Source organism: Actinomadura oligospora ATCC 43269, from assembly GCF_000518265.1.
In the GTDB taxonomy this organism is placed as follows: Bacteria; Actinomycetota; Actinomycetes; order Streptosporangiales; family Streptosporangiaceae; genus Spirillospora; species Spirillospora oligospora.
The window spans coordinates 287,180-303,200 of sequence record NZ_KI912412.1; the positions used below are offsets into that span (position 1 = coordinate 287,180).

General features: G+C 71.1%; 12 protein-coding genes and 1 pseudogene. 4 read left to right on the forward strand and 9 right to left on the reverse strand.

The window, feature by feature from the left end:
- Positions 1-156: 156 nt before the first annotated feature.
- The gene (locus P696_RS0141360) at positions 157-1,122 is read right to left on the reverse strand and encodes a pirin family protein (RefSeq protein ID WP_026416922.1); all 966 of its coding nucleotides are present in this window, start codon (positions 1,120-1,122) and stop codon (positions 157-159) included.
- A 152-nt stretch (positions 1,123-1,274) separates the two neighbouring features.
- Positions 1,275-1,904 carry a DUF4267 domain-containing protein gene (locus tag P696_RS55425; RefSeq protein ID WP_051469087.1) on the reverse strand — a complete coding sequence of 210 codons (630 nt, stop codon included), beginning with the start codon at positions 1,902-1,904 and terminating at the stop codon, positions 1,275-1,277.
- 94 nt (positions 1,905-1,998) lie between these two features.
- On the opposite strand from P696_RS55425, the gene P696_RS0141370 reads away from it, so the two are divergent.
- Together P696_RS0141370 and P696_RS0141375 are read left to right on the forward strand one after the other, a co-directional pair.
- A complete protein-coding gene (locus P696_RS0141370; protein ID WP_026416924.1) occupies positions 1,999-2,574 on the forward strand; it encodes a TetR/AcrR family transcriptional regulator in 576 nt (191 codons plus the stop codon).
- A gap of 336 nt (positions 2,575-2,910) precedes the next feature.
- Positions 2,911-3,522: a hypothetical protein gene (locus tag P696_RS0141375; RefSeq protein WP_157430241.1), complete on the forward strand. Its 612-nt coding sequence runs from the start codon at positions 2,911-2,913 to the stop codon at positions 3,520-3,522.
- Between the two features lie 19 nt (positions 3,523-3,541).
- Here P696_RS0141375 and P696_RS0141380 read toward each other — a convergent pair whose 3' ends face one another.
- Positions 3,542-4,516 carry a quinone oxidoreductase family protein gene (locus P696_RS0141380; protein WP_026416926.1) on the reverse strand — a complete coding sequence of 325 codons (975 nt, stop codon included), beginning with the start codon at positions 4,514-4,516 and terminating at the stop codon, positions 3,542-3,544.
- Between the two features lie 109 nt (positions 4,517-4,625).
- On the opposite strand from P696_RS0141380, the gene P696_RS0141385 reads away from it, so the two are divergent.
- Positions 4,626-5,237: a TetR/AcrR family transcriptional regulator gene (locus P696_RS0141385; protein WP_026416927.1), complete on the forward strand. Its 612-nt coding sequence runs from the start codon at positions 4,626-4,628 to the stop codon at positions 5,235-5,237.
- 58 nt (positions 5,238-5,295) lie between these two features.
- On the opposite strand, the gene P696_RS0141390 is transcribed toward P696_RS0141385, so the two are convergent.
- From P696_RS0141390 to P696_RS51695, 5 genes and pseudogenes are all read right to left on the reverse strand, one after another.
- Positions 5,296-6,126: an SAM-dependent methyltransferase gene (locus P696_RS0141390; protein ID WP_034489633.1), complete on the reverse strand. Its 831-nt coding sequence runs from the start codon at positions 6,124-6,126 to the stop codon at positions 5,296-5,298.
- Positions 6,127-6,295: 169 nt separating this feature from the next.
- Positions 6,296-6,982, reverse strand: coding sequence for a hypothetical protein (locus tag P696_RS0141395; protein ID WP_157430242.1), 687 nt, complete (start codon positions 6,980-6,982; stop codon positions 6,296-6,298).
- 334 nt (positions 6,983-7,316) lie between these two features.
- The gene (locus tag P696_RS0141400) at positions 7,317-10,184 is read right to left on the reverse strand and encodes a vitamin B12-dependent ribonucleotide reductase (protein WP_026416930.1); all 2,868 of its coding nucleotides are present in this window, start codon (positions 10,182-10,184) and stop codon (positions 7,317-7,319) included.
- A gap of 316 nt (positions 10,185-10,500) precedes the next feature.
- Positions 10,501-10,947: pseudogene (nrdR, locus tag P696_RS51690) on the reverse strand (transcriptional regulator NrdR); the annotation flags it as partial.
- 463 nt (positions 10,948-11,410) lie between these two features.
- The gene (locus tag P696_RS51695; protein WP_064744334.1) at positions 11,411-11,764 is read right to left on the reverse strand and encodes a LysM peptidoglycan-binding domain-containing protein; all 354 of its coding nucleotides are present in this window, start codon (positions 11,762-11,764) and stop codon (positions 11,411-11,413) included.
- Positions 11,765-12,371: 607 nt separating this feature from the next.
- On the opposite strand from P696_RS51695, the gene lexA reads away from it, so the two are divergent.
- The gene (gene lexA / locus P696_RS0141415; RefSeq protein WP_026416931.1) at positions 12,372-13,076 is read left to right on the forward strand and encodes a transcriptional repressor LexA; all 705 of its coding nucleotides are present in this window, start codon (positions 12,372-12,374) and stop codon (positions 13,074-13,076) included.
- A gap of 200 nt (positions 13,077-13,276) precedes the next feature.
- Here the strand turns inward: lexA and leuS are convergent, their stop codons facing one another.
- Positions 13,277-15,745, reverse strand: coding sequence for a leucine--tRNA ligase (leuS, locus tag P696_RS0141420; RefSeq protein WP_026416932.1), 2,469 nt, complete (start codon positions 15,743-15,745; stop codon positions 13,277-13,279).
- Positions 15,746-16,021: the final 276 nt, after the last annotated feature.

A 16,021-nucleotide genomic window follows, 5' to 3' on the forward strand; every position in this document is an offset into this window, starting at 1 on the left:
GCCTCACCCTCACCTGACCCCACCCCCTCCCCACCGGGGGGGGGGCACAGCCAGGGGGGGGGGCGGGTGCGGGGGGCGCACGCGGTGCGTGGACGGCGCGCCGTGCGGGGGGCGGGTGCGGTGAGGCTGGTGCGGTGGGGGGGCGGGTGCGGTGGGTTAGCGGGTGCGGCCTCGGGGCTTGAGGGGGAGGTTGGGGATGGCCGGTGCGGGGGTGCGGTCGCCGTCGTAGCCGTGGACGAGGCCGAAGCGGTCGCTGTCCATCCAGTCGGCGCGCGCCTGGGTGATCTCCTCGCTGGTCCGCCCGACGAAGTTCCACCACATGACGAGGCGCTCCTCGAAGGGTTCGCCGCCGAGCAGCATCAGGGAGCCGCCGACGTCCGAGCGGATGGGCAGTTCGCGGCGTCCGCAACCGAGGTAGAGCATCGACCCGGGGTCGAGCGGCACCCCGTCGACGACGGTGTGTCCCGCCATGGTGAGGACGGCGTACTCGAAGTCGGGCTCCAGCGGGAGGCGCAGGTCCGCGCCGTCCGCGACCTCGATGTCCGCGCCGACGATCGGGGTGAATGCGCGTCCCGGCGAGGAGGCGCCGTCCACATCTCCCAGCAGCACGGTCGCCTGGAACCCGGGCCCGGTCGCCACAGGCAGCTCGGCGTGGAACTCCCAGGTCGGGTCGGTGTGGCGCGCGCCGTCCGGCAGTGCCACCCACAGCTGCGCGCCGTGCAGCATCCGGCTGTGCTCGCGCGGCGACTCCTCCGAGTGGGAGATGGCCCGTCCCGAGGTCATCAGGCCGAGTTGGCGCGGCCTGATGGTCTGCAGGCTGCCCAGGCTGTCGCGGTGCAGCACCTCCCCCGCGTGCAGCCAGCTCACGGTCTGCAACCCCATGTGCGGATGCGGCGGCACCTGCATGCCCGGCTGCCGTGCGATGTCGTCCGGCCCGTAGTTGTCCACGAAGCACCACGCGCCGACCATCCGCCGCCCGAGCGTGGGCAGCAGCCGCCGCACCTCCGTCCCCTCGCCGAGCGAGACGATCCGGGGCTTCAACAGCTCCCGCACCGGCTCACCCTTCACGTCGTCCCGTCCCCCGCACGCCACGGCCTCCGGCCGCGTCTGAAGATCACTCACCAGTTCCCCTTTCCCACCGACAACCTTGCCATCCGCCTCGCTGAACACCTTCACGAGGACCCCTAATCCCGGCATACGGCGGGGCCTCGCCTGCGGCCCGCAACTCGCACGTGGCGGCGTGCGAACTGCGGGGCGCGGGCGGGCGGGAGTCGTCAGGCGGCGGGTGCCGCGGCCCGGGCGTCTCGAGCGACGCGGATGAACTGGAGGACGACGCCCAGGGCCAGGAGCGCGGCGGCGGATCCGTGGACGGCGAGTGCGAAGGCCACGGTGCCGCCGTGGGTCATGACGGTCAGCATGTCACCCACAGGAAGGAGCAGGTCGAACAGCATGATCCAGGCGAGGGCCCGGTGCTGGCGGAGGGCGAGGAGGGTGAAGACGGCTCCGCCGATGGCCAGGTCGCGGAAGCCCTTCACGTCGAAGTAGCCGGTGGCGTTGCCGGTCGGCCAGGGCTTGATGCCGAAACCGTCCGCGGCGTGCGGGTTGAGCAGGAATCCGAGCCCGAAGTAGGTGACCAGCAGACCGGTCACGATGGCGATACCGGTGGCAGTGCGGCTCAGCAGACGTCCGGCAGGAGCCGGGACAGCGACCTCAGCAGTCGCGGCGGGCGGGAACTCGGCGACGAGCGGTCCGGCAACCGGGCCGGAGGTCGAGCCGGAGGTCCCACAGTCAGTGGCGCCGTCGGTGGCGGGAGCGGTGGCGGCAGCGGTAGCGCCGTCGGTGGTGGCAGCGGCGGTTTGGGCGAGGACGGCGGCCTGGGGAGGGGTGGTGGCGGTGACGTTCACGGGGGGCTCCTTCGTGGCGATCTAGCGTTGCCAGGAACAAGAGCGACGCTAACACTAGCTGTGCTCGAATGTCTAGCAGTGCTAGAATTCGGTCATGTCCGTACAGCAGCGTCGCGAACGCGAACGAGCCGACCGTCGGCGACTGATCGTCCAGACGGCGCGGGAACTGGCCGAGGCCGAGGGGTGGGACGCCGTCACCACCCGTCGGCTGTCCGAGCTCGTCCAGTACAGCCAGCCCGTCTTGTACAGCCACTTCAAGGGGAAGGCCGCGATCGTGGCGGCGGTGGCCGTCGAGGGGCTCGCCGACCTCGCGGCCACCCTGCGCGCCGCGCGCGAGAAGGCGACGGACGACGTCGGCGCGCTGCGCGCCATCACACACGCGTACATGGACTTCGCGGCCAAGCATCCGGCCGCCTATGACGCGATGTTCGTCCAGCCCATCGACGTCACGTTCGGAACGGGCGAGTCACCGCGGGCGCTGCGGGACGCCTTCCACGAGCTAGCGACCGTGCTGGAGCCGTTCGCCGGAGAGCGCGACCTGGAGACCTTCACCGAGCTCGGCTGGAGCTGGATGCACGGGCTGGCGACGCTGACCAAAGGAGAGCGGCTACGGCCCGACCACGCCGATTCGCGTCTCGAACTCATGGTCGCCATGCTCAGCCGCAGCTGAGTGCACCCGCCTCCTCCAGGGGAAATCCCGTTGATCAAGGAACCCGGACACCACCAGGCTGCACACGTGGTCACCTCCTCCCGATCGCGATGTTCCCGTCGCGCACTGCAGCGTCCCTTCCCAGTCACTGCGAACCACCGGCTGCGTCAAGGCGGACACCTATCAGGGGCAGCGGCGGGCGCCTGCCCCAATCGGCGGACACCTGCCGGGGCAAGAATGCCTGCTGCAATCAGCGGCGGGCGCTTGCTGTGGGCAGCGAGGGGACGCCGCCGGGTGGGTTTTGGGGGTGCGTCCGGGGGTGGGGGTTGTGGGTATCAAGTGGGGGCGGGAGGGGCTATGGGCGCTGCGGGATCGGGTCGGCGGGTCGGCGACGTGGACGGGGTGGTGGTACTTCGGATGGTGTTGGAGACCGGCATCGTGGAGTTCACGAACGCGGATGAGCTCGACGATGACGGCCTCACCGAGCACATCCGGTCGCATCTGGACGACGCGGACGTCCTCCCCCGGCTTCGTGGCGAGAGCGGGCAGGGGTCCTGCTCGGACGTCCTGGACGAGGTCCCCGCGCTGTCCGCCGGGTTCTCGCTCGACCTGGACGGACGCTGCCTCATGCCGCCCGGATGCTGCTCCGACCTGGGCGTCCTGTCGGATTGGCGGGAGGCGGTGGGGCAGCGCTCGACCACCCCGGCAATGCTCTGGGTCGGGCATCCCTGGCTGCTGGTCGCCACGGGACCGGACGACCGGCTGTCCCTTTCGGGGCCGACCGAAAGCAGCCGAGGCCCAGCGGACCACCTGCTGACCGTCGGGCGGACGGCGCTTCGCCGAGCCGTCGACGCGGCGACGGCCGACCGCGCCCGATTCGCCAGGAGAGTCACCGACGTCTGCGCCGAGCTGGCGGGAGAGCCCCTGGCGGTCCCGCTGACCCGGACACTCCTCGCGGACGCCGACTGACGTCCCGCAGAGGCCGCCTCTACGGCTCCAGGACCAGGCGCCCCAGGACGGCGCGGTCCTCCAGCAACTGGTGCGCGCGCACGGGCTCGTCCAGCGGAACCCGCTCGCCGATGACGCCGCGCAGCTTGCCGGAACGCAACAGCTCGGCGAGTTCGTCCAGGTCGGCGCGCGCCTGGTCGGGGGCGGCGAGGCGGTACGGCATGATCGCGAAGCCGATGAGGCTGGTCAGCCCGAAGACGCTGGTCACGGGCACGCTCGTCAGGTCCCCGGCGGACGCGCCGTAGACGACGGCCCGTCCGAAGGGCGCGAGCAGGCCGAGCGTGCGGTGCAGTGTGTCCCCGCCGATCGCGTCCAGGGCCAGCTGGACACCCTCGGGCGCGGCGGCCTTGACCTGCTCGGCCCAGTCCGGCGCGGTGTGGTCGATCACGACGTCCGCGCCCAGCTCGGACAGCAGTTTCCGCTTCGCGTCCGACCCGGCCGTCGCGATGACCGTCCCGGCCCCGCGCAGGCGCGCGAGCTGGACGGCGAGGTGTCCGATCGTGCCCGCACCGGCCGTGACCAGCACGGTCTCCCCCGCGGCGACCCGTCCGACGGTGAGGCAGCCGAGCGCGACCGCGCCGGCGAGAGGGACCAGGCTGGCGGTCGCGGCGTCCAGGCCGTCCGGAACCGGGACGAGCCATCCGGCGTCCAGGATCACCCGGTCGGCCCACGCGTCCACCGACAGCCCGGCGACCCGGGTTCCGGTCAGGGCGGAATCGACGTCCGGGCCCGTCCGCTCGATCGTCCCGACGACGTCGCCGGTGAGGGTGCCCGGCACGTCCCGGTACCAGATAGACGCCGGGTCGGTCTCGCGCCTGAGCTGGACGTCCACGTAGTTGGTGCCGATCACCTCCGGCCGGACGAGCACCTGGCCGGGACCGGGCTCGGGGACCTCGGACTCCTCCACCGCCAGGACCTCGGGGCCGCCGTGGGCGTGGAAACGCACGTGTCGCATGATGTCTCCCCATGGACGGCCGCGCAGGGCCGCCCGATAAACTGGACCATCGGTCAAGATTCACCATATTGACCGCCGGTCAACTTGTCTACGGGAGGAGGCCCGCCACATGGCGAAGGAACGTGCCGACGCGGCCCGCAACCGGCGCGCCATCCTGGCCGCGACCGAGCGGCTGCTCGCCGCGCACCGTCCGCAGGACATCTCGATGGAGCAGGTCGCGGCCGAGTCCGGCGTCGCGAAGGGCACGGTGTTCCACCGCTTCGGGAACCGCTCCGGCCTGATGCTGGCGCTCATGGTCGAGCGCGCGCACGCGCTGGAGGACGCCGTCCGCACCGGCCCGCCGCCCCTCGGCGAGGGCGCCCCGGACCGCGACCGCCTGCTCGCCTTCGTGGACGCGATCGTGGACGTCGTCAGCCGCAACAAGAGCCTGCTCGCCGAGCTCTCCCGCTCCGGCGTCACCATGCCGTCCAGCGACGAGTACCACGCGGAACAGGAGAACCCGCACGCCGTCTACACGTTCTGGCACGGCCACATCGGCGCCCTGCTCCGCGCCGAGAACCCCGCCGTGGACGCCGACACCGTCGCCCACGTCCTCCTCGGCTCCCTGCACAGCGACCCGGTCCTCGTCCAGCTCACCGCCGAGGGCCCCGACCGCCTCAAGATCGCCCTCCGCACCATGGTCACCGCCCTCCTGGACGCACCACCCACGTCAGACGCGTAGCGCGACGCGCATGAGTAAGGGCCGGGACGAGTCCCGGCCCTTCGTTCGACGCCCGACGTCACGGCTTGCGGGCTACTCCGCCCAGGAACCAGACGAGGTCGGAGTCGTCGGCGGGGACCTCTTCGGGACGCCACCAGGGGACCCAGACCAGGCCCGGGTCGATCATCTCGAAGTCGCCGAAGAAGCGCTGGACGTCCTCGCGCGACCGGGCCAGCGCCGGTGAGGCCGTCCGGGAGTAGATCTCCTCGAGGCGGTGCACCACGTCGGGGCGCAGGTCGGGCGAGCCGTGCGTGATCGCAAGGTAGCTGCCGCTCGGCAGGGCGTCGCGGAGTTCGGACAGGATGGCGTGCGGTTCCGCGGCGTCCGGCACGAAGTGCAGTATCGCGAGCAGCAGCAGCGCCACCGGACGGTCCAGGTCGAGAAGCCGCCGGACGTCCGGGTGCGCGAGGATCGCGCTCGGGTCCCGCAGGTCGGCCTGGATGACCGTGGTCCGGTTGTTGTCGGCGAGCAGGGCCCGTCCGTGCGCCAGCACCACCGGGTCGTTGTCGACGTACACCACGCTCGCGTCCGGGTTGATCCGCTGGACGATCTGGTGCACGTTGTCCTGCGTCGGCAGCCCGGTGCCGATGTCGAGGAACTGATCGATCCCGTGCTCCTCGGCGAGGAACCGCGCGACGCGTCCCAGGAAGGCCCGGTTCTCACGGACGACCCGCGGGAACAGCGGATCGGCGCCCACGGCCTCCCGGGCACGCTCCCGGTCCACCCCGAGGTTCTCCTTCCCGCCGAGCAGGAAGTCGTACATCCGGGCCACCGACGGCGTCCGCTCCTCGACCTCCGACGGACGCCACTTCTCCGGCCGCGCGGAGGGCAGCTCGGTCGGTTCCGCCATGTTCTCCTCGTTCCACCAAATGTGCCGCCAAACACACCTGGGGATCAGTAAACCAAGCCGAACCGCCCCCCGCACGCGTTTCGCCACGTCCGTCCGACCGGCCGCCTCTGCCCCGAATGAAGCACGCGGTTTCGGCGAATGCGGGTGAGCGACTCTCCAGTGGCAGCGACTAGTAGGCCCTCACCGGCAGAGTGCGGCTCGTGGCCCCCAGGAAGAAGCCCTGAGCCGGGAAGACCACCCGGAAGTAGTAGCCCTTGCCGCGCTTCAGGTTGTTGAAGGCGAACCACTCATTCCCGACCTTCGCCGCCCTCAAGGTGGTCGTCTTGTAGAAATGCCAGGTCTTGGTGCCCTTGCGGCGGTAGTACAACCTGACCTCGCGACCACGCAGGGAGGCGAACGTCAGACCGGCGATGTAGTCGGTCATCTCGCCCGTGACCTGGGTGGGCTGATTGACGTGCGAGCGCCACGCACGGGCCTCCGAGAACCGGACCTTGTCCGTGAGCGTGGTGGTCACGGCGGCGCTGGTGCTCGCGAGGGTTCCGGAAGGCTCGGCCAGAACATGGGCCCGCAGCGACCACGTCCCCGGGATCACGCCCGTCGACGCGCGGATCGTCCCGTCCTTGCGGGTGAAGACGTCCTGGCCGTCGTCGTGCCACACGGTCGAGCCCTTCGTCCGCCAGAAGAACCGGAGATGCGCGAAGGGCAGGGGCGTCCACCGGGCGCCGTCCCACTGCTGGACCATGCCCGTGATCGGGAAGCGGCCCGACACCGACATGGAGTGGACCTCACCCGAACGCGGCATCTTCAGGGACACCACCCGCGTGGCGCCGAAGGGCGTCGTCGACGCGGTCGCCACGCCGGGAACGGTCAACGCCGCTCCCACGGCCGAGCACGTGGCCGTCGCGAGCGCGAGAGAACGGAACACGAGCAAGATCGACTCCACTCGGACCAGGGGGAAGGGGAGGATGATCTTAGGCCCGCGCCCTCTCGCTCCGGCCGATCCACCACTGACCACCATCGGCCGCCCAGGACGACGCCCCAGGCCACCCCGAGACTGAAGGCGCCGTCGGATACGCGGAAGCAGCGGCGGAACGTCAAGGCCTTCGGCCACCCGTGAAAACGGCGGCGGGAGCCGACGCGATGCGCCGGCTCCCGCCGTCGGTGGTTCAGCGCCGTGGAGGCGCGGTGGGTCAGCTGCAGCCGCTGGTGGAGCCGCAGCCCTCGCAGACGTAGCAGCTACCGGCCGGGCGCATCTTCGTGCCGCAGGTCAGGCAGAGCGGCGCGTCGGCCGTGCGGCCCTGGCGGCTCTCGATGACCTCGACCGACGAGTGCGGCGCGGCCGGGGCCGGAGCGGGCTCCGGGTTCGAGGCGGCGGTCGGAGCCGGGGCCGGGGCGGCCGGGGCCCGGGTGATCTCGGCGGACTGGGCCAGGATCTCCCGCTCGGTCTCGGCGTCCGAGGAGTGCAGGGACGCCGGGTCCTCGCCGTTGGCCTGCATCGCGCGCTCGGCGGCGGACAGGATGCCGAGCTCGGAGCGGGTCTCGTAGTCGAGGTGGTCCAGGGCGAGGCGGCGGAAGATGTAGTCCATCACCGAGGTCGCCATGCGGATGTCCGGGTCGTCGGTCATGCCCGCCGGCTCGAACCGCATGTTGGTGAACTTCTCGACCCAGGTCTCCAGCGGCACGCCGTACTGGAGGCTGATGGAGATCGCCATGGAGAAGGCGTCCATCACGCCGGCCAGGGTGGACCCCTGCTTGCCGAGCTTCAGGAAGACCTCGCCGAGACCGTCGTCCGGGTAGGACGAGGCGGTCATGTAGCCCTCGGCGCCCGCGACGGAGAACCGGGTGACCATCGCCGGACGCTGCTTCGGCAGCCGCTTGCGGACGGGCCGCACCTCGACCGGCGCCGCGACGGCGGCGGGCTCGGCCTTCGGCTCCTCCTTCTTGCCGGCCGCCGACAGCGGCTGGCCGACCTTGCAGTTGTCGCGGTAGATCGCCAGGGCCTTCAGGCCGAGCTTCCAGCCCTCGAAGTACACCTTCTCGATGTCCTCGATGGCGGCCTGCTCGGGCATGTTGACCGTCTTGGAGATCGCGCCGGACAGGAACGGCTGGACGGCCGCCATCATCCGGACGTGCCCCATCGGGGAGATCGCGCGCTCGCCCATCGCGCAGTCGAACACCTCGTAGTGCTCGGGGCGCAGGCCCGGAGCGTCCACGACGTGGCCGTGCTCGGCGATGTACTCGACGATCGCCTCGATCTGCTCCTGCTGGTAGCCGAGCCGGGTCAGGGCGCGCGGCACCGTCAGGTTGACGATCTGCATGGACCCGCCGCCGACGAGCTTCTTGAACTTCATCAGCGCGAGGTCCGGCTCGATGCCGGTGGTGTCGCAGTCCATCATCAGGCCGATGGTGCCGGTCGGCGCGAGCAGCGACGCCTGCGCGTTGCGGTACCCGTTCTTCTCGCCGGTCCTGAGGCACTCCTGCCACTGCTTGGTCGCGGCGGTGTGGATGGCCTTGTCGATGTCGTCCAGGGTGCGGATCTCGTCGTTCGCCGCGGCGTGCTTGCGCATGACGCGCTTGTGCGCGTCGGCGTTGCGGGCGTACCCGGCGTACGGGCCGACGACCCCGGCGATCTCGGCGGAGCGGCGGTAGGCGACGCCGGTCATCAGGGACGTGATGGTCGCGGCGAGCGACCGTCCGCCCTCGGAGTCGTAGGCGTGGCCGGTCGCCATCAGCAGCGCGCCGAGGTTGGCGTAGCCGATGCCGAGCTGGCGGTAGTCCCGCGTCGTCTCGCCGATCTTCTCGGTCGGGAAGTCGGCGAAGGTGATCGAGATGTCCATCGCGGTGATGATCAGCTCGGTCATCTTCACGAAGTTCGCGACGTCGAAGGTGTCGTCGGCGCGCAGGAACTTCAGCAGGTTGATCGACGCCAGGTTGCAGGACGAGTTGTCCAGCGACATGTACTCCGAGCACGGGTTGGACGCGGTGATGCGGCCGGTCTCGGGGTTGGTGTGCCAGTCGTTGATCGTGTCGTCGTACTGGATGCCCGGGTCGGCGCACTCCCAGGCGGCCTTGGCCATCCGGCGGAACAGGTCCTTGGCCCTGATGGTCTCGATGACCTCGCCGGACAGGCGTCCGCGCAGGCCGAACTCGCCGTCGCCCTCGACCGCGCGCATGAACTCGTCCGACACGCGGACCGAGTTGTTGGCGTTCTGGTACTGGACGGAGTTGATGTCCCTGCCGCCGAGGTCCATGTCGAACCCGGCATCCCGCAGCGCGCGGATCTTGTCCTCCTCACGCGCCTTGGTGTCGATGAACTCGGCGATGTCCGGGTGGTCGACGTCGAGCACGACCATCTTGGCGGCCCGGCGGGTCGCGCCGCCGGACTTGATCGTCCCCGCCGACGCGTCCGCGCCGCGCATGAACGACACCGGGCCGGACGCGGTGCCGCCGGACGACAGCAGCTCCTTGGACGAGCGGATCCGGGACAGGTTCAGGCCCGCGCCCGAACCGCCCTTGAAGATGATCCCCTCTTCCTTGTACCAGTCGAGGATCGACTCCATCGTGTCGTCCACCGAGAGGATGAAGCACGCCGAGACCTGCTGCGGCGACTTGGTCCCGACGTTGAACCAGACCGGCGAGTTGAAGCTGAACATCTGGTGCGCGAGCGCGTGGGTGAGCTCGTGCTCGAAGATCTCGGCGTCGGCGTCCGACGCGAAGTAGCCCTGCTCGACGCCGGTCGTCACGTACATCCGGACGACCCGGTCGATCAGCTGCTTCAGGCTGTGCTCGCGCTGCGGCGTGCCGACGGCGCCGCGGAAGTACTTGGACGTCACGATGTTGACGGCGTTCACCGACCAGAAGTCGGGGAACTCGACGCCGCGCTGCTCGAAGTTCACCGAGCCGTCGCGCCAGTTGGTCATGACGACGTCACGGCGTTCCCAGGTGATCTCGTCGTACGGGTGCACACCGGGCGTGGTGAAGATCCGCTCGACCTTCAGCCCCTTGCGGCCCCCCTTGCCGCGCCGGGCCGCCGAGCCGCTGCTCACCGTCTCCGTCATGACCACTTCCCCCTCTCGGGCCCTCCCGCAAGGGCCCTGTCCAGGTAAAACCCCGCCCAGGGGCCGCCTCATCCCGCCCCGGGCGCTGAAAAACGTACTGCTGGAAGTCTTTTGAACCGCTGAAACGTCACGCTCGAATCCGCCGTGCGCCGTGCTAGCTGGACGCGTCGGCGCCCGTGGGAGGTCGTACCCCCACGTCCTGCGGGGCGGACGCGTCCGCCGCCGCTCCGCCACCGGGGGAACGTCCCCCCGCGGCGCCGCCCGGCCCGTCCGGTCCGCCGGGTTCACCCGGCCCGGCCTCGCCGGTCTCCGTCCCGCCGGCCACCCGGCGCAGCACCTCGATCTCGCGCGCGAAGTCGTCCAGCGACTCGAAACCCCGGTACACCGAGGCGAATCGCAGGTAGGCGACCTCGTCGAGCTCGCCGAGCGGCCCCAGGATCGCCAGGCCCACCTCATGCGAGGGAACCTCGGCCGATCCGGTCGCGCGCAGCGCCTCCTCGACCCGCTGGCCGAGCTTGGCCAGCGCGTCCTCGTCGACCGGGCGGCCCTGGCAGGCCCGGCGCACCCCGGCGACGATCTTGTCACGGGAGAACGGCTCGGTGACCCCGCTGCGCTTGGCCACCATGAGCAGGACGTTCTCCTGGGTGGTGAACCGCTTGCCGCACTCCGGGCACGACCGGCGGCGCCGGATGGCGGCCCCGTCGTCGGTGGAGCGGCTGTCGATCACCTTGGTGTCGGGGTTGCGGCAGAACGGGCAGTGCACGCGCGTCCCTCCCTCTCCCGACGGTCAAGCCATGTCCACGGAACCGCCCGCACAAGACACAACTTGTGGTTAATGACGTCCGTGTAACTACTAGATGTTGTGGTCAACCGTAGAGCGCGGGGGACGCCTTCGCAACCTGGAACGGAGGCCCCACGCGTAGACCCTGGTCACACCGAGCGTCCCGGCGTCGCCCTCGGCGTGTCGCGTCCGCCCGACCACCGTCCGTCACCACGAAAACCCACCATGACCTGCGCGAACACCGATCCCCCGAGGTCACGGCGTCATCCCGCCGGACGCCTCCGCGAGACGTCCCCGGCGGGCGGTCACCGCCCCCTGCCGCGGGCCCCTGCGACCACGTCTCCGCACCGCCACAAGGCGTCCGCGCGGCCCGGGTTCCGCAGGGCCGCTGCGTCCGACACGAGCGCCCGGCTCGGGCGTCCGGCTCGGGCGTCCGGCTCGGGCGTCAGGGCGCGGGCACGCGCAGGCGCTGCCCGGGCTGGACGATCGCGTCGTCCGGCAGCCCGTTCAGTTCCAGGATCCTCCGCACGGTCGGCCGCGGGTCCGTTCCGGGCTCGGCACGCCCGGCGATCCCCCACAGCGTGTCCCCCGGCCGCACCACGACCGGGACCACCCTACGTCCGTCCGGCACCGGAAGATCCCGATGATCTTGTCCACCCGCCGACGCCGACAACGCCCCCGCCATCCACAGCGCCAGCAGCACGATCACCGCCCCGAACACGACCACCACGACCCGCCCCCGCCGCGTCAGCCGCACCCCACCGGCACGACTGTCCTCCCGCGCGCCCGCGCGAGGCATCGGACGCCCCGACCGCCCGCCAGACCCCACTCCCCCAGACCCTCGCACCACCCCTCCACCAGGACGCCCCAGACGCTCGCCCCCAACCCGCCGCCGCACCGGACGTGCCCCGCGCGCCGCCCCCACCGAACGCATCGCGTCCGGCGAACGCACCGGGCGTGTCGGCCGCTTTGCCCCCGCCGGAGTCGCCGAGCGTGTTGGAGCGGCGGGACGCGGGCGGCGGGCCGTCGTGGGAGATGGCGCGTCGGGGCGTGGGCGGGAATCCAAAGTGCCCGGATCGTCCGGGATATCGGGCTCCTGTAGGGGCGGGACGAGATGGAGATGACCTCGGCGTCGGTCGGATTGCCGCGGAGGTCGGGCGGCCGGTTCGTTCGCCGTCACACGTCCCTCGCGGGGCATTTGCACCGCCATGTCGGCCCCCTTCACCGCGCGTACCCGCCGTTCGTGATCGAAAATGTTTTCGATCGAACGCATGTACGATGTTGTAGCGCACGCGAGGGTGAAAATCGAGAACCATCTTCGAACAATTGTTTGATCATTAAGCGGATCCGCGATATCGTGCCGTGACGAGGAGTGACGGAGCGACGCGCCGGGAGGCGAACGAGCGATGAGCAGCAAGGTCCGGGAGCTGCCCGACGGTCCCAGCGACGAGAGCGGCCTGACCCAGCGCCAGCGCATGGTGCTGGAGGTCATCCGAGACTCGGTGACCAGGCGCGGCTATCCGCCCTCGATGCGCGAGATCGGCGAGGCGGTCGGGCTGACCAGCACCTCCAGCGTGTCGCACCAGCTCCGCGCGCTGCAGCGCAAGGGCTACCTGCGCCGCGACCCGAACCGTCCGCGCGCCGTCGAGGTCCGGGTGCCGGGCACCACGCCGGTCCGCACCGAGGACGAGAACTTCGAGGCCCCGAACGGCGTCGTCGACTCGCACGGCCGCACCGCGCCCGCCTACGTCCCGCTCGTCGGGCGGATCGCCGCCGGTGGCCCGATCCTCGCCGAGGAGGCCGTCGAGGACGTCTTCGCGCTGCCCAAGCAGCTCGTCGGCGAGGGCACCCACTTCCTGCTGAAGGTCTCCGGCGACTCGATGATCGAGGCCGCGATCGCCGACGGCGACTGGGTCGTCGTCCGGCAGCAGCCGGTCGCCGAGCAGGGCGACATCGTCGCCGCCATGATCGACGGCGAGGCCACGGTGAAGACCTTCAAGCGCCGCGACGGGCACATCTGGCTGATGCCCGCGAACTCGGCCTACGAGCCGATCCCGGGCGACGAGGCCAGCGTCCTCGGCCGGGTCGTCGCCGTCCTCCGCAAGATGTGACGCTCGCTCCTCCGGCGTTCCGCGCACGCTGAAAAGGGCCGTCCCGCTCGAAGGAGCGGGACGGCCCTTTTCACGTGCGCGTCAGACGCGTCTCTCGGAGTCCCGCCGCGAACGGCAGCGGCGGACTCGCCCGAGCCGCCGGAACGCCCGTTGGCGTCCCGGCGGCTCGGATGGTGCGGGTCGTCCGTCCCGCGAGAAGGTCAGCGCTTCGGGACGATGTTGACGATCTTGGGGGCGCGGACGATGATCTTCGCGATGTCGGCGCCGCCCAGGGCGTCCTGCACCTTCGGCGAGGCCAGGGCCAGGCGCTCCAGGTCGCCGGCGGTGATGGCGGGCGGGACGTCCAGCCGGTCGCGGACCTTGCCCGCGACCTGGACGACGCAGGTCACCGACTCCTCGACCAGCAGCGCCGGGTCGGCCTGCGGCCAGCCCGCCCTGATCACCGGGGCCTGGCGGCGCAGCAGCGCCCACGCCTCCTCGGAGGTGTAGGGCGCGAACAGCGACAGCGCGATCGCGATGGTCTCGGCGGCCTCCCGGACGGCCGGGTCGGCGGCGCCGGGGCCGGAGTCGATGGCGCGCCGCGTGGCCGACACCAGCTCCATGACCCGGGCGATCGCGACGTTGAACCGGCCCGACTCGACCAGCGAGGTGACCTCGTCGATGGTGCGGTGGGTGACGCGGCGCAGCGCGACGTCGCCGTCCGACGGCTCGACGCCCGGCTCGGAGGCGACCTCGGTCGCGATCCGGTGGACGCGGCCCAGGAACTTCAGCATGCCGTGCTGGGAGACGTCCGCCCAGTCGATGTCGTCCTCCGGCGGGCCGGAGAACAGCATCGCCAGCCGGACGACGTCCACGCCGAACTCGTCGATCTGCTCGCCCAGGTCGACCAGGTTGCCGGTGGACTTGGACATGCCCGCGCCGTTCAGGATGACCTGGCCCTGGTTCATCAGGCGGCGGAACGGCTCGGTGAAGTCGACCATGCCCATGTCGTACAGGACCTTGGTGAAGAACCGGCTGTACAGCAGGTGCAGGATGGCGTGCTCGACGCCGCCGGTGTACTGGTCGACCGGCATCCACTTCCGGACGGCCTCGACGTCGAACGGGCCCTCGGTGTACCGCGGCGAGCAGTAGCGGAAGTAGTACCAGGACGAGTCGACGAAGGTGTCCATGGTGTCGGTGTCGCGCCGGGCCGCGCCGCCGCACTTGGGGCAGGACACGTTCACCCAGTCGTGCGCGGACGCCAGCGGGGACTCGCCCTTGGGCGCCAGGTCGGCGCCGCGCAGGTTGTCCGGCAGGACGACGGGCAGCTGGTCGTCCGGGACGGGGACCTCGCCGCACTCCTCGCAGTGGATGATCGGGATCGGGCAGCCCCAGAACCGCTGCCGGGACACCAGCCAGTCGCGCAGCCGGAAGTTCACCGACGCCTTGCCGGTGCCGCGCTCGGCCAGCACCTCGATGATCTTGGCGATGCCCTCGGCCTTGGCCAGGCCGTCGATCGGGCCGGAGTTGACGATGCGGCCGTCGCCCGCGGTGGCGACGCCGGTCTCGGCCGGGTCGGCCTCGCCGGTCTCGAGCACGACGCGCACGGGCAGGCCGAACTTCAGCGCGAAGTCCAGGTCGCGCTGGTCGTGCGCCGGGACGGCCATGATCGCGCCGTGCCCGTACTCGGCCAGGACGTAGTCGGCGGCCCACACCGGGATGCGCTCGCCGTTCACCGGGTTGACCGCGTAGCGGCCCAGGAACACGCCGGTCTTCTCGCGCTCGGTGGACAGCCGCTCGATCTCGCTCTCCCGCGAGACCTCGTCGCGGTAGGCCTCGAACGCGGCGCGCTGCTCGGGCGCGACGATCTCCTCGGCCAGCGCGGCGTCGGCGGCGACGACCATGAACGTCGCGCCGTACAGCGTGTCGGGACGGGTGGTGTAGACGGTGACCGGCTCGTCCCGGCCCTCGATGACGAAGTCGACGTCGGCGCCGGTGGAGCGGCCGATCCAGTTGCGCTGCATCAGCAGGACGCGCTCGGGCCACTTGCCCTCCAGCTGCTCCATGTCGTCCAGCAGCCGGTCGGCGTAGTCGGTGATCTTGAAGTACCACTGGGTCAGGACGCGCTTCTCGACCAGCGCGCCGCAGCGCTCGCAGTGCCCGCCGACGACCTGCTCGTTGGCCAGCACGGTCTGGTCGTTCGGGCACCAGTTGACCTGGCCGCCCTTGCGGTAGGCCAGGCCGCGCTCGAACAGGCGCAGGAACAGCCACTGCGTCCAGCGGTAGTACTCGGGGTCGGAGGTGTGCAGGCGGCGCGACCAGTCGAAGGACGGCGCGTACCGGCGGAACGATCCGGCCTGGGTCTCGATGTTGGCGTAGGTCCACTCGGCGGGGTGCGCGTCACGCTTGATCGCGGCGTTCTCGGCGGGCAGGCCGAAGGAGTCCCAGCCGACCGGGTGCAGGACGTTGAAGCCCCGCTGGAACCAGAAGCGCGCCGGGACGTCCCCGATGGCGAACGCCTCGGCGTGCCCCATGTGCAGGTCGCCGGACGGGTAGGCGAACATGTCCAGCGCGTAGCGACGCTCGCGGCCGTCGTCCTCCTCCGCGGCGGCGAACGGCAGGAGTTCGGCCCACCGGGCCTGCCACGTGTCCTGAACCGCCCGGGGGTCGTACTGCTCGTCGCTGCTCACGGTCGCTACTCCGGTCCTTCTGAAACGGGATGGTCCGACTGCTCTGGGTGGAGTTCCGCGCCCTGGGCCGTGCCGAAAAAGGGCCCCGGAACATGCGAAGACCCCTCACACAGGAGGGGTCGCCGCGCCGACGCGTCTCTATCGCGTCAACGCGGCGGTCCAAGGAGCAGCCTGGCTCGCATACCCCAAGAGTAGCGCAGAGGCAAGGCCACCGGCCTCCCCGATACCGCGGCGGTGGCGGGCCCGGCGCGCTCCGCGCGGTCCGGGCCGTCCGGG